This window comes from Priestia sp. SRI_019 (assembly GCF_057586255.1).
Genome location: NZ_JBYCZN010000001.1, coordinates 1,258,360 through 1,282,330, shown reverse-complemented (window position 1 = coordinate 1,282,330; position 23,971 = coordinate 1,258,360). Strand labels below are relative to the sequence as shown.

Below are 23,971 nucleotides of genomic sequence, written 5' to 3'. Positions count from 1 at the left end.
TCTAGTCTTCCAAAACTATATAGACTGGTAAAGAAAACTAAAAAAGGTTCAAATCATATATGATTTGAACCTAGGAATTATCACTGTATCAATGAGCCGAAGCCCTCACGTTCGGCTTATTATAAGTCGCTAATCTTTGAAGCAGCTCTTCACTTACATCATTTAAACCTGTCAGCTTCACTTCAGCAGATGTTTGTTCTTTTAACTTCAGTACAATTTTATCAATGGCCGCTACGGCTGAGTCATCCCAAATATGTGCTTCTGAAAAATCAATCAGAATTTGTTCTTGTTTTTCTGTAAACGAAAATGAGTTAACAAAGTCTTCTACAGAGGCAAAGAACAGCTGACCTTTTACCTTGTAGACCGTTTGGTGTTCTGACTCTTTTGCTGACACGTCTAGCTTGGAAATTTTCCCTGCAAAGAAAACTGCGCTTAAAATAACCCCGGCAATAACTCCTTTTGATAAATCGTGGGTTGCTACAACCGTAATCACGGTAACAAGCATCACGACGGTATCGGTTAACGGAACTTTCGTTAGCGTTCGAAGTGAAGACCAGTCGAATGTTCCGATCGATACCATAATCATAACGCCTGCTAGTGCAGCCATTGGAATTTTGACAACCCAGTCGCCGAGCACCAAGATGAGAAACATTAGAAATAGACCTGCTACAAACGTTGATAAACGACCGCGTCCGCCTGATTTTACATTAATAACGGTTTGACCAATCATCGCACAGCCGGCCATGCCGCCAAAGAAACCAACGACGATATTAGCAATCCCTTGCCCTCTGCTTTCTTGGTTCTTGTTACTCGACGTATCTGTCATATCGTCCACAATCGATGCCGTTAGCAGCGATTCCGTTAATCCGACAATGGACAGCCCTAGCGCTGTTGGAAAGATAATGGACAGTGTTTCCATATTCCAAGGAACGTTAGGAATAGAAAAGATCGGCAGTGACTTTGTAATCTCCCCCAAGTCTCCTACTGTACGCAAATTGAATCCTCCTAAAATAGCTGCAATTGTCATAACGACAATGGCTACTAATGGAGAAGGCACTGCTTTTGTAAAGCGCGGTAACACGTAAATAATGACAAGAGTTAACGCAACAAACACATACGTCATTGCTGAAATTCCTACGAAGTGCGGAACTTGTGCCATAAAAATTAGAATAGCTAATGCGTTCACAAACCCAACCATCACGGAGCGAGGAATAAATTTCATAAAGCGAGCAATTTTAAAAATGCCAAACAGGAGTTGAATCACACCCGTCAAAATAGTCGTTGCCCATAAATACTCCATTCCATGTTCTTTTACTAGTGTCACCATCAGCAGGGCCATCGCACCGGTAGCTGCTGAAATCATGGCAGGACGCCCTCCTACAAAGGCCATTACAACGGCGATACAAAAAGATGCGTGTAAGCCCACCATCGGATCTACCCCGGCAATAATAGAAAAAGCAATGGCTTCAGGAATAAGCGCAAGCGCTACGACAATACCTGAAAGGACATCTCCTTTCACGTTGCCAAACCACTCCGTTTTTAATTTATTGAACATGATAACAAAAAACACCTTTCTCTCTATAGTCATAAGCGTCTACTGTACGCTTGTCTAGATTTTGAATAATAAAAGTAGTAAAATAGAAAATGAATAGAACCTAAATGGTACGTTTATGGTACTTTTAATATATAAAAAACGAGTGAAAACAGGCAAGCATGTCCCATCTTCCTCAAGTATTATATTTACGTACATGAAACGCTTTTATTAAAACGATGAAGTCAGCTCCTTTATTTTTTCCTCATTTAATCCAAACGCTTTTTTCACTTTATTCTCCAAGTCCTGTGTGACTCTTCTCTTCTCAACTTCCACTAACGCAATGAGTGAAAAGCTACAGTTTACCATTTTAGCAAAATTCCGCTGATTTAAATTGTAGCTTTTTCGAATTAGCTTAAGGGTCTCTTTATCCATATTACACCTCGCTTTTCTTTTATAAGTGGCTTCCAACTCTCATAGAAGCCGAGACGCTGTTAACAACTAAAACTCTAGCAGACCTAAAACAAAATGTCTATCTTTTTTTGTCCCAAAAACGATCTTTTTTGGAACTGCACTTCTTTCTATACTGAAAAGAAATGTTATGGGTGGAGGGAATTTGGTACAATAGGTAAATATAAATAAACAATCCGTGCAGGAGATGGTGTAGTGATTATTGGTTATACCCGTCCATATAGCGAAGATGAAAATGTGGACAAACAGTTACAGGCATTGCAGCCTTTTAATTGCGATAAAATTTATCAAGAAAAAACAAACTCCATAAAGAAAAGAGTAGAATTTGATGAGATGGTAGCCTCGCTTCAGCCGGGCGATACAGTCGTTGTGTATAAATTTTACTGCATTGCAGACTCTACTCGGCACCTCATTGAATTAATTGAGTATCTTTTTGACAATGGCGTTCACTTTGTATCCATTTTGGATGACGTTGATACGTCCACGTCACAAGGAAAAACCTTTTTCAGTACTATTAAACGTATTGGAGAATTTCAGCATGACGTCATCAGCGAGCGCACAAAAGCCGGTCTTCAAGAAGCAAAATCAAAAGGAAAAAGCGGCGGCCGACCAAAAAAGCCTGATTATAACGTCCACCGAGCGCTTGACATGTACTGGAGTAAAAACTATACGATTGCTCAAATAACGGAAGCTACAGGTATAAGCAAGACGACTTTATACCGTTACTTAGATAACTGAAGCAGTAAAAACACATGCAAAAAAGACGGCCTTTTATTCGGTAAAAGGCCGTCTTTTTTAGAGTTTTAGTATCCATTTTATTAATTCCTACTAATTACATAATAGCTTTCACCAACATGTTTACATCGTATGTTTTACTCCTTTTTTAACAAGTACCCAGTTAGCTGGATAGCTCGTACAAAAGCCAATGATCATGGCAATTTGCATCATAAACCAAAAGACCGCGCTGTCTGGTTTAGGTGCCTGTGCAAAAAAGACATAATGTGATAAAGCCATCCAGCCAAACATGCCGATTTCAAACGCAATAAGCGACCATGTATCGGCTTTTACCGCATTTTTCAACTCATCTTTTGAGCTATTATCTTTCATACTCATACCGTAGTATTGAAAAGCAATTCCGGCTATATAAGCGAGAATAAATTCCACTACGTAATCCGCAAAAAGTACGCTTCCAGCAATCGTCCACCCTGTTAAAAATACAATCGGTGCACCAATTAAATCTCCAATCGAGCACCCGCTGCTGCAGTGGGTCGTAGATACAAAAACACTTTGCCAAAAAGGCTTTTTACTATGGTGGTGCTCATGATGACCTTCATGGTTATCATGCATATGCTCAGAGGAATGATGAGCATGAGCGTGTTTTTTTCGATCTTTACGTCCTAATTTCAAGTAAAACCATATCCCGGCGACAGGAAAATATAGTCCCGTAATAGGCCACACAATATTCATCACAAACATCATCTGCGGATGCTTGATCACGTCGATTGTAATAACTAAAAATTGAATAAGTCCGATTGCAATAGCTATGTAAGAAAGTATTTCTAGCCAGCTCATGTGCTACACTCCTTTAGGGTTTATGTATCAACCACATACCCTCTACCCCTATATTTAAACATGGAAGATTACCTGCTCATTTTTATTATGTTTACTAAACTAAACGATAGTCTAATGTAATAGAGAGAAGAAAAAATAAGGAGGAATTTTACAATGTCTAACGAAAATTATCAAACCGTTATTCAAACGCTGCATGACTGTATGAGTGCCTGCAACCACTGTTTTGATGCTTGTCTAAAAGAAGAAAATGTGGGTATGATGGTGGACTGTATCCGTTTTGACCGAGAATGTGCAGATATTTGTGGATATTTGGAACAAGCTCTAGAAAGAAGAACTCCTTTCGTTGCTGAACTGGCTGGAGTTTGCGCAGAAATTTGCGAAAAATGCGGAAATGAGTGTAAGAAACACGATCATGATCACTGTCAAAAATGTGCGGAAGCCTGCTTGAAATGCGCGGATGAATGTAGAAAATTAGCTGCATAATCTTAGGAACACAAAAAAATTTAGAACCCTTGAAGCGCATTTCAGGCATTAAGGGTTCTTTTTAGTGATATGGGAAGAGAAGATCTATAGACTCTCTAAAAAATGGGTAAACTTTTTAAGACTTTGCGAGCGCTGCTTCCCTTTCTTTACTACAAAATCAATATAAACGTCTTCTGAAAGCTCTTGGCATTCACTGTTTTTTATATCACCACGAGAATTTACTACGCTAGCGGGGACTACACTCATGCCTAGTCCATCACGGACGCCTTGTAAAATAGCTTCTAATGAATCAAATTCCATAATGTTGGCTTTCTGTATATGATGTTTCTTTGAAAACTCTAATAGTCTGTTTCTATAGATGCAGTTTCCATCACTATTGATGAGTAGCGTTGGTTGGTCTTTTCCTTCTCTAGCTTCATATCGAGGTGAGATAAGCACCATTTTTTCTGCATAGTGATAAACTGTTTCAAACTGAGCCTCATTATAGGTACCGCTAAGAAAAAGTCCGTCAATTTCCCCGTACGAAAGCATTTCTTGTAAGACTTGTTTTCTATCTGTTTTTATTTTAACTTCAATACCTTGGTGTTCTTTCAGAAAAGATGAAAATAAAGAAGGAACTTTAGTAGCAGAGACGGTCTGCGAGGCGCCAATGGTCAAGGATCTTTTAAACTTGTTAGGGTTAACTTCTGCTTTAGCTTCTTCCATTAAACGTAAAATACGCTGGGCGTATTTAAACAAAGCTTCCCCTTCATTTGTTAACGTGACTCCTCGATTCGTGCGTATCAATAATTTGGTGTCTAATTCTTCCTCTAGATTTTTAATCCGCTGGCTGATATGCGGCTGCACATATCCTAATATCTCCGCAGCTTTTGATAGTGACTTTGCTTCTGCCACACATTTGAACATTCGTAAGTCTTGGCTTTCCAATTTTAATTCCTCCGCTGATATCATTTTAAATGATACCTCTCTTAGTATTACCTATTATATCCTTTTTTCCACCGAAGATATAATAAAAGATGTTAAGAGAAAGGAAGGTTTATAGAAATGATCGATTTTAAAAATAAAGTATTTATTATTACGGGCGGCGGCACTGGTATAGGCAAAGCAACGGCTTTAAAGTTAGCTGACATGGGCGCGAAACTTGTGATAAACTACAGCCGTTCAGAAACAGAAGCGAAAAAAGTTGTGGAGGAGATTATAGAAAAAGGAAGCATGGCTTTTGCTTTTAAAGCGAGTGTAGCCAACGAGCACGAAGTGAATGAAATGATTCATCAAACCATTGCACAATTTGGACGATTAGATGGTTTAGTGAATAACGCTAGTATTACAGCTCAAATCCCGATGAATGACTTAGAGTCTGCAACGGATGACGTATGGGACTCTTTATATGATATAAACGTAAAAGGCATGTTTCACTGTGTAAAAGCAGCCGTTCCACATATGAAAAAGCAAAAGTCAGGGGCGATTGTTAATGTAGGAAGCGTTGCGGGTACAACTGGAATCGGCTCCTCTATTCCCTATGCAGCAACAAAAGCAGCAATTCATACGATGACTAAGTCGTTAGCCATTGCCTTAGCACCACATATTCGAGTAAACTGCATCTCTCCTGGTGCAGTCAACACAAGATGGTGGGCTGACAACGAAGATAAAATGTATCAGCTTGCAGGAAATCTACCTCTTCAGCGTATTTCTTCTCCTGAAGATATCGCGGATGCTATTCTGTTTCAGTTAAAGCAAGAGTCTGTGACGGGCCAAGTATTTACGATTGATAACGGGCAAACTCTTTAAGCATACGTGAATATTCATAAAAAAGAACCTCACTACTAGCAAGCAATAGTAGTGGGGTTCTAACAAGGCTACTGATTCAACCTCTATTTCCCCAGTGAAAATCCTTCAAACAGCCGGCCCCCATGTGGTTCTAACACTTTATCCACCAGTTGAATTACTTTATCTTTATTTCCTGTTTTATAAAAGGTATCAAATGCCTCTACAAACTCTTTGCTAAAGCGTTCATTATAGTCATTCAAAGACCGGACAATCCATTTAGAATCCCCGATCCAATGACCGTTTGTTCTTAAAACAAATTCGTGCATTATGTAAGCGAGCGTGTTAGCAATAAAAAGTGATTCACCTGTATTTGAAGAACCAATTAAATCATCTAAGGCATCACTTATAAAATATCTTTTTAATCTAATCGTCTCTTCCGGCCACTTTTCCGGGCCTTTTTCTAGTAATTGCGCAGCTTCTTTTTTTATAGCCTGCATCACTCCTTTATCCTCTAAAATAATTCCCTCGGAAATCATTCTTGGGAGTGAGGGTCTAGCCCTCTTACAGTCGCTTTTAAAAAAGGATTGGTATGAAGTCAGATTATGAGCAAAAACTTCAATTGCCCATCCAAATTCAATGAGGGACTCTCTAAAAGAAGAAGTAAAATTATCATCAAAAATAACAAGATCAAGGTCTGACGTGTGCGTAGCTTCCCCTCTCACCACGCTCCCGGCGAGTAATGCACCTTGACAGTTAGGGTAATGTTTAAGAATGAATTGTGTAGCTGCTTGCAGCGGTTCTAACCTTTTTAGCTCTTTCATCGTATTCCTCCAGAAAACAATATATATGGTTTTTCTGGTTAGAACGTGGAAATTCCTTTAAAAATAAATTCTTATTTATTGAACCTTCCTGAACATGTGTGCCGCATTTTCAGTTAGCTACCATCATTTAAATGACTAGTAGAAACGATTGCTGCTCTCAATACATTCATAAATTACTTTTTTATCCAAATTACCTCTTGCCTTAAAGTTAACTTTAACGTTTAAGCTAGTTTTATAGTTTTTAAAATACAAAAAAGGGGAAATACAATGCTGATTAAAAGAATGACGGTGCAGCTTTCTGGAGGACTTCAAGCTAGACATACAGCTCTATTTGTACGTGAAGCTTGTTCGTTTCAAAGTGACATTTTTATTTCGAAAGATGGAAAATGTGTAAGTGGAAAAAGCATCATGAAGGTCATGGCTTTAGCTGTTAAAAAAGGAGATGAAATAACACTGCTGACAAATGGATTGGATGAACACGCCGCCGCTCGCACCCTTGAAAAATTTCTTTTAACTAAATAGAGAGAAAAAGCTGCTACATATCTCTTACTCTCCTTTTTTCATAAAATCATAGAAAGTAAATTTTTTTTCAAAAAACTCTTGCTTTAAAGTCGACTTTAACGTTTAAGCTAGGGTTGTAGCTTTTAAATACATCAAATGACGAAAGGATTGTGTTTTTACTTATGTGTAATCAACATACAACAACATCACGTGTTCTAAGTGCGCCGCATGCAAAGGCAAAATTCGAGAACACGACAATTGAACGCAGAGAACTGCGAGCAGACGACGTTTTAATTGATATTAAGTTTAGCGGTATCTGTCACTCTGATATTCATAGTGCATTTGATGAATGGGGCGGCGGGATGTTCCCGATGGTTCCTGGTCACGAAATCGCGGGAGTAGTTGAAGCAGTTGGAGAAAACGTAACAAAATACAAGGTTGGCGATCGCGTTGGCGTTGGATGTTTTGTTGACTCTTGCGGAGAGTGCGAGTACTGTGTGAACGGTGACGAGCAATATTGTACAAAAGGCGTTGTTCAAACGTATAATTCGTTGGATTATGACGGAAATCCTACATACGGCGGCTATAGCCAAAAAATCGTCGTAAAAGAAGGATTCGTTGTTCGTATTCCTGATAATTTAAGTATGGATGCAGCAAGTCCGCTTCTATGTGCAGGGATTACAACATTTTCTCCGTTAAAGCACTGGAATGCTGGCCCTGGCAAAAAAGTGGCGATTGTGGGAATGGGCGGTCTTGGACATGTAGCGATTCAATTTGCGCATGCAATGGGTGCTGAAGTGACGGTATTAAGCCGTTCTAACAATAAAAAAGAAGAAGCTCTAAGCTTTGGCGCAGATCATTATTTTGCAACAAGTGATGAAGCGACATTTACTGAATTAGCGGGTCGCTTTGACCTTATCTTAAACACGGTATCAGCTAACCTGAACGTGGATCAATATTTATCTTTACTTCGCGTAGATGGAACGCTTGTTAACGTTGGCGCACCGGCTAACCCAGATCAATACAGCGTATTCTCACTTATCATGGGACGTCGCAGCATTGCTGGTTCACTTGTAGGCGGCATTCGTGAAACACAAGAAATGCTTGATTTTGCGGCTGAACACGGAGTTGCTCCTATGATTGAAGTCATCGATGCTAAGCAAGTAGACGAAGCGTACGAGCGCGTTCTTCGCAGCGACGTTCGCTATCGATTTGTTATTGACATTTCTACACTGTAAATTTAGAGAAAAGCGGGCAGCTAATTGGATTAGCTGCCCGCTTTTTATTTCTTTATAAAATAAGAAAAACAACCCGTAAATTAGGCTTTAGATGAAAGCTCTTCCTGATACTTTTGTTCTAATTTATCATAGTAGTCAATTTTTGTTTCCACTTTTCTAAAAGCTGCGTCCAGCTCTCTTTGTTTTTCCATCATTTTTTCTCTATGCTTTTCAAATATCTGCTTGCGCAAACCGATTGTATCATCGCCTTCTTGTGTTAATTCAACAATTTTACGTAATTCTAAAAGGGCGATATCTGTTTTTCGTAAGCAAATAATAAATTCTAGCCACTCGATATCGGACTCGCTAAAAATACGATTTCCGTTCTCATCTCTTTTTATAAAAGGTAAAAGTCCTTGCTGTTCGTAGTATCGAAGCGTATGCGTAGGCAGCCCTACCTTTGCAGCGGCCTCTTTAATATGATATTCCATTCCACTCTACCCTCCATCGCCATTCTTAGTACGGCGTTTGCTTTATGTATCCAAGCTTCCCTTTTCACAGGTGCTTTCAACTTATCTTCTAGGTTTCTACTATACGATATATATAGTAGATTCCGCTATTTTCTTTACGTATGAGGTAACTGTATAAATAGTATTATAAATATTAAAGTAAACGTTAAGGCAACTTATAAAGAGCTGCCGTGAAGTCAGCAGCTCTTTTCATTTTTATATAAACTACGATTAATCTGCGGCCATCACTTTACTTAGTTCATTTAATAAATAATCAAGGGTTTGACTGATTCGAACTGTATTACGACTTGTAAGACCTTCTGTAAGTCCTAACATAACCATGTTCTCTCTTGCTGTTTCGATTTCTGTCATTAAGACTTGCATGACAACTCCTTTATACCACTTCACAGCTCATCACCCCTTTTTACTATACATATATCTCATATGCGGCAATCTTAAACCTATCATACAGGTTTTTGGGGGTGAATAGCGAGTTTTAGACCTTCAACAGTTGTATTTTTTATGAAGTAAATATACTAATATACTTATTGAAATAGAAAATATCACTCCACTCCCTGCTCGAAATTAAGAAAAAGGCCTCCTAAATGGAGGTCTTTTCTTATTTCTTATAAAACAGTCTCATACAAAGCCTTAGCCTCTAAAATATTCTCTATAATACGAACCTTTCTCACACTCTATCTCATAGCGCAGCCTAGTTTGCTTTCTGTAAAGCTCTTCGGACAACTCATTAAATTCACCTTCTGTGATAGATCCATGAATTAAATTGTGGAATAAATTATTAAGATGTTCAGTTAATTCTTGAAGTTTTTTTTCTTTCAATGAACGTCACCCTTTAAAATAATTTTCATCTTCTAAAATTATATCAAATAAAACGTTTTCATACGATATATTTTTTACTGAATTATCGTATTAAAGTGATGAAAGTATTTTTTAACCACCGAAAAAACAGGCAAGGAGCTCAGATAAATCATGAATCACATGATTTCAGCAAAAAATAAGTGGATAAAGACCGCGGACAAAAAGGCAAATGGTATCAACCGTTTTGACAAAAGCATAGGATGAAAAGAAAAATGAAACGAGAAAAGGAGAATGAGTATGCACTATACACCTTATTATCATCAGTGGCAGGCTCCAGTGTATTACGGCTGGCAGCCATATAGTTATTATGTGCCGAATCACTATCACACCAGCGAACAGTTTCAGCAAAGAAATGGTAAATTAAAGGACTACGGACCAAGGCCGTTTGTTATTAACATTAATGAAGCATCAAAGCAAAACAATACGTACCGCACTGCTTTATGGACGGGAACACATTTACAAGTGACGCTAATGAGTCTTAAGCCCGGTGAAGATATCGGCTTAGAAATCCACCCTAACGTTGATCAATTCCTGCGCATTGAACAAGGGCAAGGCGTTGTTCAAATGGGCAAAAGTAAAAACAATCTAACCTTTAAACGAAAAGTCTACGATGATGATGCGATATTTATCCCTGCCGGAACGTGGCATGATCTCACCAATACGGGTACCACTCCGCTAAAGCTTTACTCCATATATGCTCCTCCAAACCATCCGTTTGGCACTGTTCATGTGACAAAAGCAAACGCCCTGGCTGAAGAACATTAAAGATAAGCAGAGCGTTATGCAGGATTGGAACGCTTTTTCAGGATCAATCCTAAGTAAATAGACGGATGTTGACTAAAAAAGCCCGCTAGAAAATCGGTGTATGATCTTTTCTAGCGGGCTTTTTTAAACTTGCTATACATACAGGATTTTATAGCCAAGGAAAGAATTATACAATAAAATAATCTTTTTAAACAGCTTAAAATAACTGAAAGGCAAACGAGCGATGAAATCTTTTTATAAAATTCCCAAATCAAACGTAGATCCTTCTCTTAAACTAGCAAGAAAAATTCTATATATATCTGTAGAAGCAGTCATTATGACCATGCTTGTGATTAAATCTTTTACTGTGGCCTACGAAAACGACACAAATTTAATTCTCAGGCAGCTAAATGAACTAAAAGCTTCGATTGGCGGATTTGGCATAAACGAATCGTTATTTTGGTTTATGATAAAATGCAGTATCTGTACCATCGCTACATTTGATATGTGCTTATACTTTCGAAAAAAGCTAAAAAGAAACAAAAGAGCTTTATGATTTATACGCTAAAGCTTTTACATTGGATAGCTGTTAATTTCCGTGCAAGGCTTCGCTTTCCGCGGGCGGTCGATGAGCCTCCTCGTCGCTTGCGCTCCTGCGGGGTCTCACCTGTTCTGCTTTTCCCGGAGGAGTCTTCGCCTTGCCCTCCAATCAACAGCTAGAAGCATTTAAACACATGAAACCTACATTCAGCACACCAATAAAAAACCGAACAAGTTGGATTCACAATCAAGAATCAAACTCGTTCGGATCTTCCTGCACCTAAAATACTTTTGCCTCGGCCTCATTTTTAATAGAAAAATAATAAAAGTAGAGGCATATCACGCCTCTACTTTCTATTTAGAAATCTACATCGATATCTTCTTGAATGGTTCCGGTCACTTTTTCACCTTTAATTAATTGACCTTCTTTAAATGTTTCTTCTCCCTGATTTTTAACGGGTTTCAGCTGCTTATAGGAAGGAGCTGACGCAGAGCCAAGCTCTTTTTTAAGCAAATGAATTTCGCCTAACAGCTCCGTTCTCAATGAATGAACTAACGATTGAAAATCTTCTTCCCGGCCGTCTTTCTGCCCGCTTTGTTCCACAAGCTTCGCTACATAATCCTGAAGTTGATTTGCCTGCGAGGACTCATACTCCTCACGATTTGCAGCAAGACGCGAATTCATTTCTTTTTTTAGTAAGTCAATTTCGCCCAACAGCTCTTTTCGAAGTGAATGAACGAGCGTCTCGACTTCATCTTTTTTGTTCATTTTTTGCAAGTCTTGCTGTATGAGTCTTACTATATAGTCCTGCAGCTCGTTTGCCTGCTGTTTTTCTTTCAGAAATGAAGACACTTTTGACGGAATGTCAGCAGTTTCGATTGTTAAATTTGCATGTTCATCTCTATTACTTACGGTCTTTTCCCTTGCTCCCATCATATCTGCTGATAGATTGCCAGCTGTCAAAAACGCATTTGATAGTAAGTAAAATGGTGCAGCCATTTGGGAGCTTAGCTGACCGTACCAATCATCTAGCGCTTCCTTAAGGCGAGTGTGTTGATGACTCATATATGCTCCCCCTTTTTAAGCATGAACCGCTGCGTTTGTTTCATGTCTGCTTAAAATTTCAAGACCGTATAAGTTTAATTTGCGAGTCTCCGGCAAGAAAAGATGATTTTCTTCTCTGATTTCTTCCCCGTACATGTTATCAATCTGCTCTGCAATAAACTGTTGAAGGATAGGAGCCAGTCCTCCAATATAAATATATTTATAGACTTTATCTTTTGGCGATGGAAATAGATTTTCAACTTTCGTTAATAAAATTTGCGTGTATTCTCTAAGCGAAGCGTGAATAGGCTCCGTGAGATCTACTTTTTTCCCGCTATTGCCGTCTCTTTGCTCCATTTTTGCTTTATGAATATTGGCAATAATAAACTCTTCTAATGAACGAACATCATCAAAATACTCAAGCAGCTTTTCATTTCTTAGCTTTTCAATATGCTTCAAATATGAAATATCCGTAAGACACTTCAATGAGTTTCTGCTTTTAGGAGCTTGAAGTCCTGCAGGAAGCAGCGCCAGGTCAACCGTGCCTCCGCCCAAATCTACAATTAGCGTTTCAAAATGTTTGAATGCATTTGCTTCTTCTCTATCTTGTAATTCAAAATCTTTTTTGATCGCCCAGCGAGCCACTTCACTTTCAATACGGCATTTGCTCGTTTCAATGTTCACAGTGAGCGTTTTTTCTAATCCAGGAGTCAATACCGTAACCGTGTGCTCTCCTTGAAAACGTTCGGCCATCTTCTGCTGCATTTCACTGAATTTATTTGTTTTCTTAAGCAGCCAAATCGGAAGCATAGTCGAGAAATAATTAATCGTCACATGATTATCTTCTTTGTCTTTTCCTTTAAGTATGTTGTAATAAGCAACTGAAGCTAAAAACATCACATAAGGAATATCAGATTCAGTTTTATTATGTAACTTATTAATATGGATATTGCCTAGCACGTGTTTCTCTGCTGCGTCTCCTACTAAATAATACTTTTCTACTCCTTCGATTGTTGTAGAAATCAGTAAATTTTGAAGAAGTAATTCCGGTTCATTTACACTTGAAGGAAAATGACCCTCTGCCTGATCTTTTGTGATTTCTACTACGTTTGTAGGAATTTCATAGTAATAACCATCCACTAGCGTTTGAAAAATTGAGTTACCAAAATCAACGTTTTGACGTTTGATATCCATCCTTGTTTCTCCCCTTTATCTTTTCGTGACAACACTAATAAGTATATATTTTCCTCATTTGTTTGTCTAAGTATTTAAATAATTTATGTTATTCGAAATTGACAATTAATTAATTTTAGACGGCTACTGTAATTGAAAAGCACTTGAAATGCTTCTTTTTACCAGTACCCATTTTTACAAGGAATATAACATGTGACGCTGTGACTTCCTCTTAAATTTTTCTTAATATAAGCCTTTCTTTTATTTTTTAGAGACACGAGAAAACTAAGAGATGGAAACATAATTAAATCAACCCAATCGAAAGACGAACGAATGAGATAAATGAGTTGGACTGCTTTTTACACCGCTGGGCATTTCCGTGCAGGACTTCGCTTTCCGCGGGCGGCCGGTGAGCCTCCTCGTCGCTTATGCTCCTGCGGGGTCTCACCTGTTCCGCTTTTCCCGCAGGAGTCTTCGTCTTGCCCTCCAATCACCAGCTAGAAGCAGTTACATACATGAAACCTACGTTCACCATAACAACAAAAAACCCAAACCATCAATTAGATTAACGGTAAACCCAAACCATCAATTAGATTAACGGTTTGGGTTTGGGTTTGGGTTTAACTTCAACTAACATACTTTGTCTAAGCCTCTTCCTTTTTTTATTCATTGAAAAGGCCATTTGTTTGGTTTTCTTTGCGGATTTTCTGTCAGTTTGCTAAAGCCTATTTCTTCAAGGCCTTTTTCTAACGTCGCTCTTGTTTTGATTGTTCCAAAATCAACGCCTAAATCCACAACGGTTTGCGCGATTTCCGGACGTATTCCGGTAATCATCGTTTTAGTGCCGATAAGCTGTAAGGCTTTTACAATTTGAAAAATATTGTCCGCTACCATCGTATCGACGATAAGAACACCTGAAATATCAAATATTAAATAACTCAGCTGCAGCTGAGCGCTTTTTTCTAAAGCCGTTTCCATAATAAGCTGCGAACGATGCGTATCAATTTGTCCAACGATTGGCATCACAGCAATTCCTTCAGAAAGAGGAACGATGGGAACTGATAATTCTTCTAGCGCTGCATAAGCGCGTTTTATGGTTTCCGTATTATGTTCTTCATAGATTTCAACAAATATATGATTAAGCTCATCAAGCATCGGATCAATTTTCTTACTTACATCAAGCATCGTAATAGGAGCAAACTGCTTCTGCTGCAGTTCTTCTGTAAAAACGCCCCATATCACTGTTCGAAACAGCGCGAGTGATTTTAACGTTTGACTCAAAGAAAGTCCGTTTTCCACAGCCACTTTTCCTATATCTGTACCCCATTGAACGATTTTTTTTAAAACGATCGAGTGCTCTTCGAATAACGACTCGCCTAAATACTCAATGAGTTCCGCTCTCCATTTTAAAACTTCGCTTTCTTCGTGGTAAACCAGCTTCCGCTTATATTCAGAGTCCATCAGATCAGAAAATTGTATCGCTAATTCCTGTTTATTATCGATAATTTTCTTCCCTATATATAACAACTCATCCCTCATTTTTTTCTTTATCTCCTTTAGTTAGCAGAATTAACGATTACATTTTATAACAATAGTTATATCACATACAATATAAAAATATAACCGAAATAAAAAATTGTTAAGCCCTCCCTATTTACTTTTATCCCTACTCTTCTAATCGGTATACCTACCATAAAATGATTGAAATTTCAGCGTTTGGGTAAAAAACTACTATGAATTTATTTCTATACTTATAAGGAGGCTTTTTCCATGAGCAAACATAAAGGAACCGTTAAATCTTTCAACGAATCAAAAGGGTCTGGATTTATCACACCCGAGGACGGATCAAAAGAAGTGTTCGTTCACTCCAATACGATTGACCGTGAGGAATATAAAAACCTGGCAGAAGGACAGAAAGTAGAGTTTGAAATCCAAGAAGGAGCTAAAGGACCCAGCGCTATAAAAGTACACCCTGTTGATTGATAGAGTGACATTTACATACAGGTTATGGGTAGACTGTCGAATCAAATACTTTTCGAACCAAAAAACACCTCTTCGACTTTTGTTCGAAAAAGGTGTTTTTTTATATGATGCAACTAAGTCTACATTCAAAGTTAGTTACTATTAGCTATTAAAAACAGTTCTAAAGTTGTCAGACAAGTATCCAAACATTTCCTCTATGAGTGAATATAATATAGAGTACTGCAAAGAAAGGGTGATTATTATAAAAAAGTATTATTTCAATTACAATGATAAAGATGACAAATATTATGTGGAAAAATCTTATCCTTATAAGAATAAGAAGAAAGCTCACGATAATTTAAAAGAGCAGCAACAAGAAGATGCCTCTGAGGAAGCACGCGGCTGGGCTTATGGGCGTGAAGAAGACAGCTCTGAAGAATCACAAGTTTGGATTTATGGAGGCGATGGAGATTTCTATGAGGAATCACATGATTTGGCTTCTAGATATAAAGAAGATAAAGGCAAAAAAGGAAGCACGCGGGAATCAGCATTTAGAGCGCTCAATTTAACGATGTCTCAAAATGTTCCTGCAAATACGTTTGTAAAAGCAGTTTTCCCAACTGAACAATTTGATTTAGCAAATGAATATAACCCGATTACTTCTACTTTCCGCCCCAAAAAAGATGGCGTATATTCCATCATTGCTACAATTGGATTCTCTCCTAACGACCAGATGCTAGATTATAGAACTCGTATAGAAATACGTGTAAATGGGACAACCGCTATCGCTATCGATAACGATTTCTTTGGCGGGAACACACCGTTTGTTAATGCGGTATCCGTGTCTACTATTTACAATTTAGAAGCTGGAGATCGCGTTGAAGTTTTTGTTCAGAGCAGCATAGCTGGTACAATCGTCACATCCGAAGATGGCTCACATTTTGAAGCAGCGAGATTTCCTTCTCCAACAAATAACTAACACTAGCTTTTAGACAAAAGCATCAATCCCCTCTTTTTAGATCGCTTCATTTTTCTAAAGGAGGGGATTGATATGAACATTAGTGGTCTAAAGGTCCGCAGAAACTTGTTAAGCGTTCGTATGTACATAATTTTTTAGTAGATTTATAGCATTAATCCAGTGTATAAAATCATGTACTTCTATGTAGTCTGCTGCCTCACTCACGCTTGCTTCGCTAACTTTTCCGTTACGCTGCCAAGCTCTTCAACTAACCCGCTTAAAAATTCCGCCGTCTGGTCAATGATCTGCAGCGATTGCAGCTGACGCACGGAAGCAGAAGAAATGTTGCTGCTGCTTGCAGCCGATTGGTTGGCAAAAGCGGTCATATCGCTGACGGCATGGAGCACCTGCGTAGATCCGGCTGCTATTTGCTGTGCGGAAGCAGCCGTTTGCTGAATTTGTTCGTGAACGTACGCAGATGCGTCGGCGATTCCATTAAAAACATTTTCCGCTTCGTTGGCTAGTAAAATACCGTTTTTTACATCGGCTGTTCCTGATTGAATGAAAGCTACGGCTTGAGAAGTTTCTTGCTGAATATGCTGAATGAGCCTTGCTACTTGTTCGGCTGACTGATTGGATTGTTCGGCAAGTTTGCGAACTTCCGATGCTACGACCGCAAACCCTTTCCCATGTTCGCCTGCGCGCGCTGCTTCAATTGCAGCATTTAGCGCCAGTAGATTTGTTTGTGCAGCAATGCCTGAAATCACACTCATAATATCGTTGATTTCCGCAGAACGTTCTTTTAACTGATGAATAACGCTAGCTGCATGCTGAACAGAAGAATCGATTCTATGAATTTGCTGAATTGCTTCTTGAATTTTTTCTTTTCCCTGCACGGCTTCATTTGCTGTTTGATCAGAAGCTTCGCTGACTGCCGCTGAGGCCTCGGCTATTTTGGTTACGCCTTGCGTCATCTCTTTTAGAAACTCGCTGCTTTTTTGAGCCATTATTACCTGCTGGTCCGCTCCTGCCGCTAGCTCTTGCATTGAAGCAGACGTATGATGACTAGCCGTTTGTGATTCTTCTAAATTCCCCTTTAAGTCAGCAACCGTTTGTCTTACCTGCCCATTCGTTTCATGCAGTTTTTTCATCATGTCATAAATGATATGCTTCTTTTGTTCATTTTCCCGCTGAAGCTGTTCTGTGTATGTTTTCTTTGAAGTAATTTGCCAAGCGGTTGCCCCTGATGTAAAAAGCAGATAAGCAGCGTGAAGGCAAAGCATCGAAAAAGAATAAGAAGACGTTCCGAAAATAACCGGCGTAAAAAATGGCACGAAAAATCCAGCTAGATGCTCGATGACAAAAATACCCGTCATTAACAATAGCAGCTTTACATTTTCATAGTAGGAAAGTATAGCTATCACCATAAAAATTGAAAAATGATACTCGACCATCCCTCCTCCGCCTACAACCGTGCTAATACTTGAAAACGTCAGCGTTAGCGTCACAAACGCAGGTACTAGGTCATGTTTTTTAACGTACAGCACAAGCACCACACCAAGAAAAAGAATAGGAAGCATCAAAAAGATCAATGACACTTCGCCTGGCGTTGAATGATGTTCCATGGACATGCCGGACATGCCCATCGGCCAAATACGATGAATGATATGTATGAGCAGAGAAAGTATCACTGCTCCGCTTGATAAAACAACCATTAATTTATGTTTATTCATATTTATCCCTTTCTATATTAGACAATACTTTCTTTATCTATAGAATCGGCTGCAGATTGGTTTTTTTTATAGAAATTCACGTTATTTTTCCCCTGTCGTTTTCCTTCGTACAGCGCTTGATCCGCCTGTTTTAACAGCTCTTGAAACGATTCTCCGTTTTCTGGATAATAAGCGGCTCCAATGGTCGATGTAGCTGCAAAGATGCAGGATTCAATACTCCATTCTTTTTGAAGCTCTCGGTGAATTCGTTCCATAATTTGCTGTATTTCCTCGCGCCTTTCAATCTGCCGAAGCAAGATAACAAATTCATCGCCTCCAAGGCGATATACTTCGTCACATGCGCGAATGCAAGACGTTAAACGATGCGCGTACTGAATTAAAAATGCATCGCCAATATCATGACCAAATTGATCGTTCACTTCTTTAAAATTATCACAGTCTAAAAACAGCAGACCAAACCTTTCTTTTTGCTCGATCGCAGCCTGCACTTGTTTTTGCAGCATCATTCGATTCGGCACCCCCGTCAAACTGTCATGAAATGCCTTAAACTTCAGCTGATTTTCTAGGTTTTTTTGCGCAGTAATATCGGTTTGAATCAGCACGTAGCTTGAGATTCGGTGATGAATATCTGTCAGCGGAACAATGGTCTTATGGCTCCAGACGATGACGCCTTCTTTTGTTATGCTTTTGACTTGCCCTCTCCAAACCTTTCCTTGTCCAATACTTTCAAGAACCCGAAGGTCATAGCTTACATCGAATAACTCATATGATTGTCCAATTAGCTCTTCTTTTTCATAGCCAAATATCGTACAGAACATATCATTAACATACCTAATCGTTCCATATGGATCAAGGATGCTTACGATAGCGGACTCATCAAGGGCATACTTCATGTTTGCTAAATCTTTCACCGTGTTTTCCAACTTTATTTCAGCTGTCTTTTCCTTTGTCACGTCCTGAGCAATCAAGTAAATACCAATCCATTCATTTTCCACTATGATGGGCACGTTTGTAACATATAAATAAATCTTTCCTTTTTCTTTGTGCCACGCTTGGATTTCTTTGCTGTAGCTTTGGTCGTATATGATGTGATGAAAAGGCAAAGCACGGGCATCGATCTTCAATTCTTCTAGAAGCTGCCTATAAGAACTGTTGATGATCTCCTGCGCATCGTAGCCGAACATTTGCTCACAGGCAGGATTTGCTTGAACGATTTTACCGCTTAAATCCATCATACATATGGCGTTTTCATGGTTCATAAAAAGCGACTTATACTGCTCCATGCTTTGGGCTAATTCTTTTTTTAACTTCTGGATATTTTTACTCATCACTAATAGGTGCGTACTATTGTCGGCATCATCAAAAATTGGGGTAAGCGTTGTTTCAAACGCTTCAGCTTCATCTGAGAAGGTATTTATGTCATGGTAGGTAACTGGCTTTTTTGTTTCCATCGCTTTCATATAGTAAGGGTAAAAGGAGCGATACGCCCGCTCAGAGAGTACGCTTTCTAGCCGCATGCCCGCTTCTCCTTGGCACCGTACAAGCTTAGCAGCCGCTTTATTCATTTTTTTATAATAAAGATGTTGGTTCTTTACTTCCGCTAAAAAAACCAGCTCATTCATTTGATCAAAATAAAATTCAAACATATGATCTTTCAACATGGTAGGATGCATCTCCTTCGTTTTTTCACAGATGAACGCCCCCTGTACTTTACACTTCTGTATGAAATATACACTAGATCTTTTCACACACAAACACAACTTTAAATGTACAAACAGTAGTTCTTTTGTATCATTACCTACCCTCCTTCACAAGAAGGGTAAACATGATGAACAAAAATAAAAGAGATTGAGGCATGGCTAAATCCATCCAATCTAAAAACGAACGAATGGAATAAAGCAGCTAGTATAAATCACTTGTTCCAACGCTGTTAATTTTTCTGTGGGCGGCCGAGGAGCCTTGCCCTCCATTCAGCACTTAGAAGTCGCTGCATACATGAAACCTACCTTCATCAAAACAATAAAAAATCCGAACGCGTTTGACTCTTGATAGAGAATCAAACACGTTCGGATCTTCCTTCAACTAAGCTACTGTTGTTCTAGCCTCTTTTTTAAAAATCACTTAATTCCGTAATATTCTTCAAGCGTAATTCCTTTACTCTTAATCGCCTGCGCCACTGGTTTGCCTACATAGCGCAAATGCCACGGCTCATATTTATAGCCGGTTACCGCATCTTTCCCTTTTGGATAACGAATAATAAATCCATATTCTGCTGCGTGGGCATCGAGCCAAGCTGCTTCTTTTGTTCCGCCAAAGCAGTCTTGAGCAGCACATGTGCCGTCTCCTTTTGTTACATCAATTCCAAGACCCGTTTCATGTTCACTCGTGCCTGGCAATGCGCTGTAAGTTGCCGCTTTATCGTAACCGTCTCTTTGAACATACGAGCTAAAAAGCGCGCTTTGCGTTGCATGTGAACGGTAAGCCGATACGCCAAGAAGCGTAACGCCTTGTTTTTTCGCACCCGCAAACAACTGTGCAATAGCAGCGGCTGCTTCACTTCGCATTTTTTTCTTTTCCGTTTGTTCTTTGAATGTAAATGGAATCGTTGTATATACTAAATCTTTCGGAACGTAGTTTTCCGGAAGCTTGTTTTGTTTATTCACAACAACTTGGATGCTTTCAGGGTTCGAGACCACTTTCATGCCAGCTAATGCTCGTACGTATTGACCGCTTACATAGCCAACTTTACCTTGATACGTAATTTTCAGCCAGCCGTTTGCTGCTTTAGCCGTTACGTCTATCTGTGTACCGGCTTTAAGTGTTGCGATGACAGCACCAGAAGTTGAAGCAGTTGTTCGAACATTTAAATTCGCCGTTGCCACATAGACAGAAGCCTCTGGAGCTGGAGCCGGTTCAGAAGAACCCGTTGATTCTTTTACGTACTGCGTGCTCACGTAACCCGTTTTGCCTTGATAGCTTACTTTTAGCCAGCCGTTCGCTGCTTGGGCTGTCGACGTTAGCTGGGTGCCTTGTTTGACCGTTACAACAATCGCGTTGGACGTCGATGGGCCGCTTCGAATATTTAAATTTGCTGTTGTTACATAGGTTTTGGTTGTTGAACTCGCTGATTTTTTAACATACTCACTGCTTACGTAGCCTGTTTTGCCTTGATAGCTTACTTTCAGCCAGCCGCTTGCTGCTTGTCCAACTACCGTTAGCTGGGTGCCTTGTTTGACCGTTGCAATAATCGCGTTTGACGTCGATGGACCGCTTCGAATATTTAAATTCGCCGTTGTTGTATATGTTTCCGACGCTGCGCTTGCGACAGTTGGCTCACCCGTAAAATGGAAAGAATGAAGACCTAGAGTTCCTGCCCCTACAAGTGTAAAAGCAAGACCTGTTACCGCTAATTTTTTGTAAAATTTTTGTTTGTTCACTTCTGTCATTTTTTATACCTCATTTGCAAAATATAATAGAAATATATGCTGCTAGTTTAATAGGTTAAGTGAAAACAGGATCCGATGTTTAAGCTCAACCTTAACTAAACAACATTAAGTAAAATTATTCGACGTCTAGAGGCTTATCATTACTTCGTTCCAGCTAGCACGTACTTTTAGAATACCGGATAATCGTGTCAAAAGTATATCAAAATATTTCAAACTTGTTTCCAAACTGATACATTTTCAACAAAAATAGAATAATAGAGCAGAAACAGCAAAAAAACCCTTACGTTTACTCCCAACTGCTTAGGGTAAAAAACAACTAAAAACAAAGATTGAGATGGTGATAAAATGAACACGGCAACGGATTTTTCCTCAACTGCGTTTCGAGAACCTCACACATTAAAACAGCATATTTTTGATACGCTTCATTTCTACTATCCCGCTTGTATTGACAACAAAAACGGCGGGTATATCCATGAATACTACGACGACGGTACCGTCAACAACACGCATTCAAAGCACTTGGTAAGTACGGCGCGCTTTATTTATATCTTTAGTGTAGGGGCTCTTTTAGACGGACCGGATTGGTGCAAAGAAGCAGCTCAGCACGGCATTCGTTTTCTACAAAACAACCATTATGATAGAGAGCACGGCGGATATTTTTTTGAAATAGCCGATGACGGAGAAGTAAAAGATGATTCTAAACAAGCATATGGCCACGCTTTTGCTCTTTTAGCTTCTTCCGTCGCATATCAAGCCGGCATTTCAGAAGCAAAAGAAACAATTGAAGAGGTATATGACGTGATGGAAAAGTACTTTTGGGAAGACGCGCACGGCTTTTACCGAGACGAATGGGACGCATCGTGGTCGGCTTCTTCTTTATATCGCGGCCAAAATGCAAATATGCATATGTGTGAAGCGATGCTTTCTGCCTTTGAAGCAACCAGAGATAAAAAATACTTAGACCGAGCGTACACGCTTGCAAAAGGCGTTACGCAGCAGCTTGCTGAACGATCCGGCGGCATGGTTTGGGAGCACTATGATACAGACTGGCAGCCGGATTGGGACTACAATAAAAACAATACAAAAGATGAATTTCGTCCGTACGGCTTTATACCAGGACATCAGTTTGAATGGAGCAAGCTGCTTTTATGGCTTGATCGGCACCGTTCGGAAAACTGGATGACAGAACGTGCAAAAGATTTGTTTGATAAGGGCTGGAACCGAGGCTGGGATGCTAAGTACGGAGGTCTTTACTTTGCGCTATCTCCTCAAGAAGAAGTCATTGACCGGGATAAAAACTACTGGGTGATGGCCGAAGCCATTTCTGCGGCTTCACTGCTCGGGGTCAAAACCGGAGACAGCGGATATTGGAAAGCATACGACGCCCTGTTCTACTACTGTCAGAAACACTTTATCGATCACACATATGGAGGCTGGTATCAGCTGTTAAATCAGCAAAACGAACGCTACAGTTCGAAAAAAAGCCCGGCTCCTAAAGCCGATTATCACCCTGTGGCAGCTTGCTATCAAACGCTAATCGCACTGAATTCTCTTTGAGATAATGATCATGAAGAAACCGTTTTCTTCCAAATGCGTTTATTTCTTTTATTTAAGGGAATTTACTTACTAACAATCAATGTTTCTACATTTCAGAAAAAGCTAGACTATATATATGCAAGGAGTGAGGACGATGTATTTTTACGCGTTAGCACAAGGAACAGATTCTGGAGATCCAGTAACACTGCACCATGAGAAGCAATTTTCGAAAAAAGAATTTTTAGAAATGTTTAATGAAGCATTAGATGAGTTGGATACGCATCCATCTCCAAGCGCTGTCGGTGAATACCTTTGCCGTGCGTACGGATTTCAAGAAATTGAAATCGAGACGGGTGTTGTATGCTACTGCGCTCCTTTTAGAAAGCTAGACGACTCAGATATTATAGAAGACCGTACGTACATGGACGCCACGACCGGAACACTAAAATACAACTAATCAAAAAGAAAGGTTGGATGCGTGTGAAGACCGTACAGAACATCTATCGAACGAGTGAAGCTGTACCAGAATCGGGCGCTTACGTTTGTGCAGAAGGTGAAATTAAACTCTTTCAAAAAGATGATCTTTTTACACCTTGCCCGCACACACGTGAATCAACAACGTGGAAGCCTGTAGATGACGCCTTTTCAACCGGAGAATTGGTTCCGCAAACCGGTCGCTATACCGACGAAAACGGCAATCAAGTAAAGCTAAAAGAAAACGATTTATTTCCAAGATGCCTTCGTTCAGGTGAGCCCACGACGTGGAGGCGAGGATAAAAAACAACAAAGAGGCTGGGACAAAAATATTTTAGCCCAAGTGAAAAACGAACCATTAATCAACATGTTTGATGAGTGGTTCGTTTTTTTGTGATGGTGAATATAGTTTGATCTGATTTGTTCCTTCTAGCAGTTGATTGGAGGGCAAGGCGAAGATTCCTGCGGGAAAAGCGGAACAGATGAGACCCCGCAGGAGCGCAAGCGACGAGGAGGCTCAGCGGCCGCCCGCGGAAAGCGAAGCCTTGCACGGAGATCAACTGCGGTGTCATAAGCAGTCCAGCTCATGTATCTCATTTGTTCGTCTTT

29 protein-coding genes are annotated in these 23,971 nt (G+C 39.6%); 13 read left to right on the top strand and 16 right to left on the bottom strand.

Annotated features, from left to right (window positions below):
* Positions 1–88 precede the first annotated feature (88 nt).
* Together AC2YJL_RS06780 and AC2YJL_RS06775 are read right to left on the bottom strand one after the other, a co-directional pair.
* On the bottom strand, positions 89–1,555 hold the full coding sequence (locus AC2YJL_RS06780) for a SulP family inorganic anion transporter (protein ID WP_195696348.1): 1,467 nt from the start codon (positions 1,553–1,555) through the stop codon (positions 89–91).
* Between the two features lie 207 nt (positions 1,556–1,762).
* On the bottom strand, positions 1,763–1,966 hold the full coding sequence (locus AC2YJL_RS06775) for an XRE family transcriptional regulator (protein ID WP_230933174.1): 204 nt from the start codon (positions 1,964–1,966) through the stop codon (positions 1,763–1,765).
* 231 nt (positions 1,967–2,197) lie between these two features.
* Between AC2YJL_RS06775 and AC2YJL_RS06770 the strand changes: the two genes are divergently transcribed.
* Entirely contained in the window at positions 2,198–2,740 is a 543-nt protein-coding gene (locus AC2YJL_RS06770) for a recombinase family protein (RefSeq protein WP_195696347.1), read from the top strand.
* A 120-nt stretch (positions 2,741–2,860) separates the two neighbouring features.
* Here the strand turns inward: AC2YJL_RS06770 and AC2YJL_RS06765 are convergent, their stop codons facing one another.
* Entirely contained in the window at positions 2,861–3,574 is a 714-nt protein-coding gene (locus AC2YJL_RS06765; protein WP_230933175.1) for a DUF4396 domain-containing protein, read from the bottom strand.
* Positions 3,575–3,727: 153 nt separating this feature from the next.
* Between AC2YJL_RS06765 and AC2YJL_RS06760 the strand changes: the two genes are divergently transcribed.
* Positions 3,728–4,057, top strand: a complete 330-nt coding sequence (locus tag AC2YJL_RS06760) for a four-helix bundle copper-binding protein (protein ID WP_195696345.1) — start codon at positions 3,728–3,730, stop codon at positions 4,055–4,057.
* A gap of 84 nt (positions 4,058–4,141) precedes the next feature.
* On the opposite strand, the gene AC2YJL_RS06755 is transcribed toward AC2YJL_RS06760, so the two are convergent.
* Positions 4,142–4,984, bottom strand: coding sequence for a LysR family transcriptional regulator (locus tag AC2YJL_RS06755; protein WP_195696344.1), 843 nt, complete (start codon positions 4,982–4,984; stop codon positions 4,142–4,144).
* 117 nt (positions 4,985–5,101) lie between these two features.
* Between AC2YJL_RS06755 and AC2YJL_RS06750 the strand changes: the two genes are divergently transcribed.
* A complete protein-coding gene (locus tag AC2YJL_RS06750) occupies positions 5,102–5,845 on the top strand; it encodes an SDR family NAD(P)-dependent oxidoreductase (RefSeq protein ID WP_050690431.1) in 744 nt (247 codons plus the stop codon).
* An 83-nt stretch (positions 5,846–5,928) separates the two neighbouring features.
* On the opposite strand, the gene AC2YJL_RS06745 is transcribed toward AC2YJL_RS06750, so the two are convergent.
* Positions 5,929–6,645 carry a nucleotidyltransferase domain-containing protein gene (locus AC2YJL_RS06745; protein ID WP_230933176.1) on the bottom strand — a complete coding sequence of 239 codons (717 nt, stop codon included), beginning with the start codon at positions 6,643–6,645 and terminating at the stop codon, positions 5,929–5,931.
* Between the two features lie 267 nt (positions 6,646–6,912).
* Between AC2YJL_RS06745 and AC2YJL_RS06740 the strand changes: the two genes are divergently transcribed.
* Complete coding sequence (locus AC2YJL_RS06740) at positions 6,913–7,167, top strand: HPr family phosphocarrier protein (protein WP_251568568.1); 255 nt, start codon at positions 6,913–6,915, stop codon at positions 7,165–7,167.
* Between the two features lie 161 nt (positions 7,168–7,328).
* Positions 7,329–8,384, top strand: a complete 1,056-nt coding sequence (locus tag AC2YJL_RS06735) for an NAD(P)-dependent alcohol dehydrogenase (RefSeq protein ID WP_251568567.1) — start codon at positions 7,329–7,331, stop codon at positions 8,382–8,384.
* A gap of 80 nt (positions 8,385–8,464) precedes the next feature.
* Here the strand turns inward: AC2YJL_RS06735 and AC2YJL_RS06730 are convergent, their stop codons facing one another.
* The 3 genes from AC2YJL_RS06730 to AC2YJL_RS06720 all read right to left on the bottom strand — a co-directional run bounded on the left by AC2YJL_RS06730 (position 8,465) and on the right by AC2YJL_RS06720 (position 9,712).
* Positions 8,465–8,854, bottom strand: a complete 390-nt coding sequence (locus AC2YJL_RS06730; protein WP_025750854.1) for a MerR family transcriptional regulator — start codon at positions 8,852–8,854, stop codon at positions 8,465–8,467.
* 249 nt (positions 8,855–9,103) lie between these two features.
* The gene (locus tag AC2YJL_RS06725) at positions 9,104–9,280 is read right to left on the bottom strand and encodes an aspartyl-phosphate phosphatase Spo0E family protein (RefSeq protein WP_230683488.1); all 177 of its coding nucleotides are present in this window, start codon (positions 9,278–9,280) and stop codon (positions 9,104–9,106) included.
* Positions 9,281–9,523: 243 nt separating this feature from the next.
* The gene (locus AC2YJL_RS06720; RefSeq protein ID WP_195696329.1) at positions 9,524–9,712 is read right to left on the bottom strand and encodes a hypothetical protein; all 189 of its coding nucleotides are present in this window, start codon (positions 9,710–9,712) and stop codon (positions 9,524–9,526) included.
* Positions 9,713–9,988: 276 nt separating this feature from the next.
* On the opposite strand from AC2YJL_RS06720, the gene AC2YJL_RS06715 reads away from it, so the two are divergent.
* Together AC2YJL_RS06715 and AC2YJL_RS06710 are read left to right on the top strand one after the other, a co-directional pair.
* On the top strand, positions 9,989–10,516 hold the full coding sequence (locus tag AC2YJL_RS06715) for a cupin domain-containing protein (RefSeq protein ID WP_195696328.1): 528 nt from the start codon (positions 9,989–9,991) through the stop codon (positions 10,514–10,516).
* Between the two features lie 223 nt (positions 10,517–10,739).
* Positions 10,740–11,051 carry a hypothetical protein gene (locus AC2YJL_RS06710; protein WP_050690413.1) on the top strand — a complete coding sequence of 104 codons (312 nt, stop codon included), beginning with the start codon at positions 10,740–10,742 and terminating at the stop codon, positions 11,049–11,051.
* A 1-nt stretch (position 11,052) separates the two neighbouring features.
* Here AC2YJL_RS06710 and AC2YJL_RS06705 read toward each other — a convergent pair whose 3' ends face one another.
* From AC2YJL_RS06705 to AC2YJL_RS06685, 5 genes are all read right to left on the bottom strand, one after another.
* Complete coding sequence (locus AC2YJL_RS06705; protein WP_369361241.1) at positions 11,053–11,208, bottom strand: hypothetical protein; 156 nt, start codon at positions 11,206–11,208, stop codon at positions 11,053–11,055.
* Between the two features lie 185 nt (positions 11,209–11,393).
* Positions 11,394–12,101: a hypothetical protein gene (locus AC2YJL_RS06700; protein ID WP_230933194.1), complete on the bottom strand. Its 708-nt coding sequence runs from the start codon at positions 12,099–12,101 to the stop codon at positions 11,394–11,396.
* Between the two features lie 15 nt (positions 12,102–12,116).
* A complete protein-coding gene (locus tag AC2YJL_RS06695) occupies positions 12,117–13,274 on the bottom strand; it encodes a ParM/StbA family protein (protein ID WP_098432418.1) in 1,158 nt (385 codons plus the stop codon).
* A gap of 338 nt (positions 13,275–13,612) precedes the next feature.
* Complete coding sequence (locus AC2YJL_RS06690) at positions 13,613–13,747, bottom strand: hypothetical protein (RefSeq protein ID WP_276511023.1); 135 nt, start codon at positions 13,745–13,747, stop codon at positions 13,613–13,615.
* A gap of 172 nt (positions 13,748–13,919) precedes the next feature.
* The gene (locus AC2YJL_RS06685) at positions 13,920–14,792 is read right to left on the bottom strand and encodes an STAS domain-containing protein (RefSeq protein ID WP_369361244.1); all 873 of its coding nucleotides are present in this window, start codon (positions 14,790–14,792) and stop codon (positions 13,920–13,922) included.
* A gap of 231 nt (positions 14,793–15,023) precedes the next feature.
* On the opposite strand from AC2YJL_RS06685, the gene AC2YJL_RS06680 reads away from it, so the two are divergent.
* Together AC2YJL_RS06680 and AC2YJL_RS06675 are read left to right on the top strand one after the other, a co-directional pair.
* The gene (locus AC2YJL_RS06680; protein ID WP_195696323.1) at positions 15,024–15,236 is read left to right on the top strand and encodes a cold-shock protein; all 213 of its coding nucleotides are present in this window, start codon (positions 15,024–15,026) and stop codon (positions 15,234–15,236) included.
* Between the two features lie 472 nt (positions 15,237–15,708).
* Positions 15,709–16,194 carry a hypothetical protein gene (locus tag AC2YJL_RS06675; protein WP_308201969.1) on the top strand — a complete coding sequence of 162 codons (486 nt, stop codon included), beginning with the start codon at positions 15,709–15,711 and terminating at the stop codon, positions 16,192–16,194.
* Positions 16,195–16,394: 200 nt separating this feature from the next.
* On the opposite strand, the gene AC2YJL_RS06670 is transcribed toward AC2YJL_RS06675, so the two are convergent.
* The 3 genes from AC2YJL_RS06670 to AC2YJL_RS06660 all read right to left on the bottom strand — a co-directional run bounded on the left by AC2YJL_RS06670 (position 16,395) and on the right by AC2YJL_RS06660 (position 21,352).
* Complete coding sequence (locus tag AC2YJL_RS06670) at positions 16,395–17,906, bottom strand: methyl-accepting chemotaxis protein (protein ID WP_230933196.1); 1,512 nt, start codon at positions 17,904–17,906, stop codon at positions 16,395–16,397.
* 17 nt (positions 17,907–17,923) lie between these two features.
* Positions 17,924–19,567, bottom strand: coding sequence for a sensor domain-containing diguanylate cyclase (locus AC2YJL_RS06665; protein ID WP_230933197.1), 1,644 nt, complete (start codon positions 19,565–19,567; stop codon positions 17,924–17,926).
* Between the two features lie 456 nt (positions 19,568–20,023).
* On the bottom strand, positions 20,024–21,352 hold the full coding sequence (locus tag AC2YJL_RS06660; protein ID WP_251568566.1) for an SH3 domain-containing protein: 1,329 nt from the start codon (positions 21,350–21,352) through the stop codon (positions 20,024–20,026).
* A 345-nt stretch (positions 21,353–21,697) separates the two neighbouring features.
* Here AC2YJL_RS06660 and AC2YJL_RS06655 point away from each other — a divergent pair, with 345 nt between their 5' ends.
* The 4 genes from AC2YJL_RS06655 to AC2YJL_RS06640 all read left to right on the top strand — a co-directional run bounded on the left by AC2YJL_RS06655 (position 21,698) and on the right by AC2YJL_RS06640 (position 23,936).
* A complete protein-coding gene (locus AC2YJL_RS06655) occupies positions 21,698–22,909 on the top strand; it encodes an AGE family epimerase/isomerase (RefSeq protein WP_230933199.1) in 1,212 nt (403 codons plus the stop codon).
* Positions 22,910–23,042: 133 nt separating this feature from the next.
* Positions 23,043–23,345 (top strand): hypothetical protein, encoded by a 303-nt coding sequence (locus AC2YJL_RS06650; protein WP_028409496.1) that lies wholly within the window; start codon positions 23,043–23,045, stop codon positions 23,343–23,345.
* 17 nt (positions 23,346–23,362) lie between these two features.
* Entirely contained in the window at positions 23,363–23,665 is a 303-nt protein-coding gene (locus AC2YJL_RS06645) for a hypothetical protein (protein ID WP_155660409.1), read from the top strand.
* 133 nt (positions 23,666–23,798) lie between these two features.
* Positions 23,799–23,936, top strand: a complete 138-nt coding sequence (locus AC2YJL_RS06640) for a hypothetical protein (RefSeq protein WP_230933200.1) — start codon at positions 23,799–23,801, stop codon at positions 23,934–23,936.
* The last annotated feature ends 35 nt before the right edge of the window (positions 23,937–23,971 follow it).

Bases quoted from the DNA above. Each gene is read 5' to 3' on its own strand.
- AC2YJL_RS06780 (WP_195696348.1), bottom strand. From the start codon at position 1,555: ATGTTCAATAAATTAAAAACGGAGTGGTTTGGCAACGTGAAAGGAGAT.
- AC2YJL_RS06775 (WP_230933174.1), bottom strand. From the start codon at position 1,966: ATGGATAAAGAGACCCTTAAGCTAATTCGAAAAAGCTACAATTTAAAT.
- AC2YJL_RS06765 (WP_230933175.1), bottom strand. From the start codon at position 3,574: ATGAGCTGGCTAGAAATACTTTCTTACATAGCTATTGCAATCGGACTT.
- AC2YJL_RS06760 (WP_195696345.1), top strand. From the start codon at position 3,728: ATGTCTAACGAAAATTATCAAACCGTTATTCAAACGCTGCATGACTGT.
- AC2YJL_RS06750 (WP_050690431.1), top strand. From the start codon at position 5,102: ATGATCGATTTTAAAAATAAAGTATTTATTATTACGGGCGGCGGCACT.
- AC2YJL_RS06745 (WP_230933176.1), bottom strand. From the start codon at position 6,645: ATGAAAGAGCTAAAAAGGTTAGAACCGCTGCAAGCAGCTACACAATTC.
- AC2YJL_RS06740 (WP_251568568.1), top strand. From the start codon at position 6,913: ATGCTGATTAAAAGAATGACGGTGCAGCTTTCTGGAGGACTTCAAGCT.
- AC2YJL_RS06735 (WP_251568567.1), top strand. From the start codon at position 7,329: ATGTGTAATCAACATACAACAACATCACGTGTTCTAAGTGCGCCGCAT.
- AC2YJL_RS06730 (WP_025750854.1), bottom strand. From the start codon at position 8,854: ATGGAATATCATATTAAAGAGGCCGCTGCAAAGGTAGGGCTGCCTACG.
- AC2YJL_RS06715 (WP_195696328.1), top strand. From the start codon at position 9,989: ATGCACTATACACCTTATTATCATCAGTGGCAGGCTCCAGTGTATTAC.
- AC2YJL_RS06710 (WP_050690413.1), top strand. From the start codon at position 10,740: ATGAAATCTTTTTATAAAATTCCCAAATCAAACGTAGATCCTTCTCTT.
- AC2YJL_RS06700 (WP_230933194.1), bottom strand. From the start codon at position 12,101: ATGAGTCATCAACACACTCGCCTTAAGGAAGCGCTAGATGATTGGTAC.
- AC2YJL_RS06695 (WP_098432418.1), bottom strand. From the start codon at position 13,274: ATGGATATCAAACGTCAAAACGTTGATTTTGGTAACTCAATTTTTCAA.
- AC2YJL_RS06685 (WP_369361244.1), bottom strand. From the start codon at position 14,792: ATGAGGGATGAGTTGTTATATATAGGGAAGAAAATTATCGATAATAAA.
- AC2YJL_RS06680 (WP_195696323.1), top strand. From the start codon at position 15,024: ATGAGCAAACATAAAGGAACCGTTAAATCTTTCAACGAATCAAAAGGG.
- AC2YJL_RS06670 (WP_230933196.1), bottom strand. From the start codon at position 17,906: ATGAATAAACATAAATTAATGGTTGTTTTATCAAGCGGAGCAGTGATA.
- AC2YJL_RS06665 (WP_230933197.1), bottom strand. From the start codon at position 19,567: ATGTTGAAAGATCATATGTTTGAATTTTATTTTGATCAAATGAATGAG.
- AC2YJL_RS06660 (WP_251568566.1), bottom strand. From the start codon at position 21,352: ATGACAGAAGTGAACAAACAAAAATTTTACAAAAAATTAGCGGTAACA.
- AC2YJL_RS06655 (WP_230933199.1), top strand. From the start codon at position 21,698: ATGAACACGGCAACGGATTTTTCCTCAACTGCGTTTCGAGAACCTCAC.
- AC2YJL_RS06650 (WP_028409496.1), top strand. From the start codon at position 23,043: ATGTATTTTTACGCGTTAGCACAAGGAACAGATTCTGGAGATCCAGTA.
- AC2YJL_RS06645 (WP_155660409.1), top strand. From the start codon at position 23,363: ATGCGTGTGAAGACCGTACAGAACATCTATCGAACGAGTGAAGCTGTA.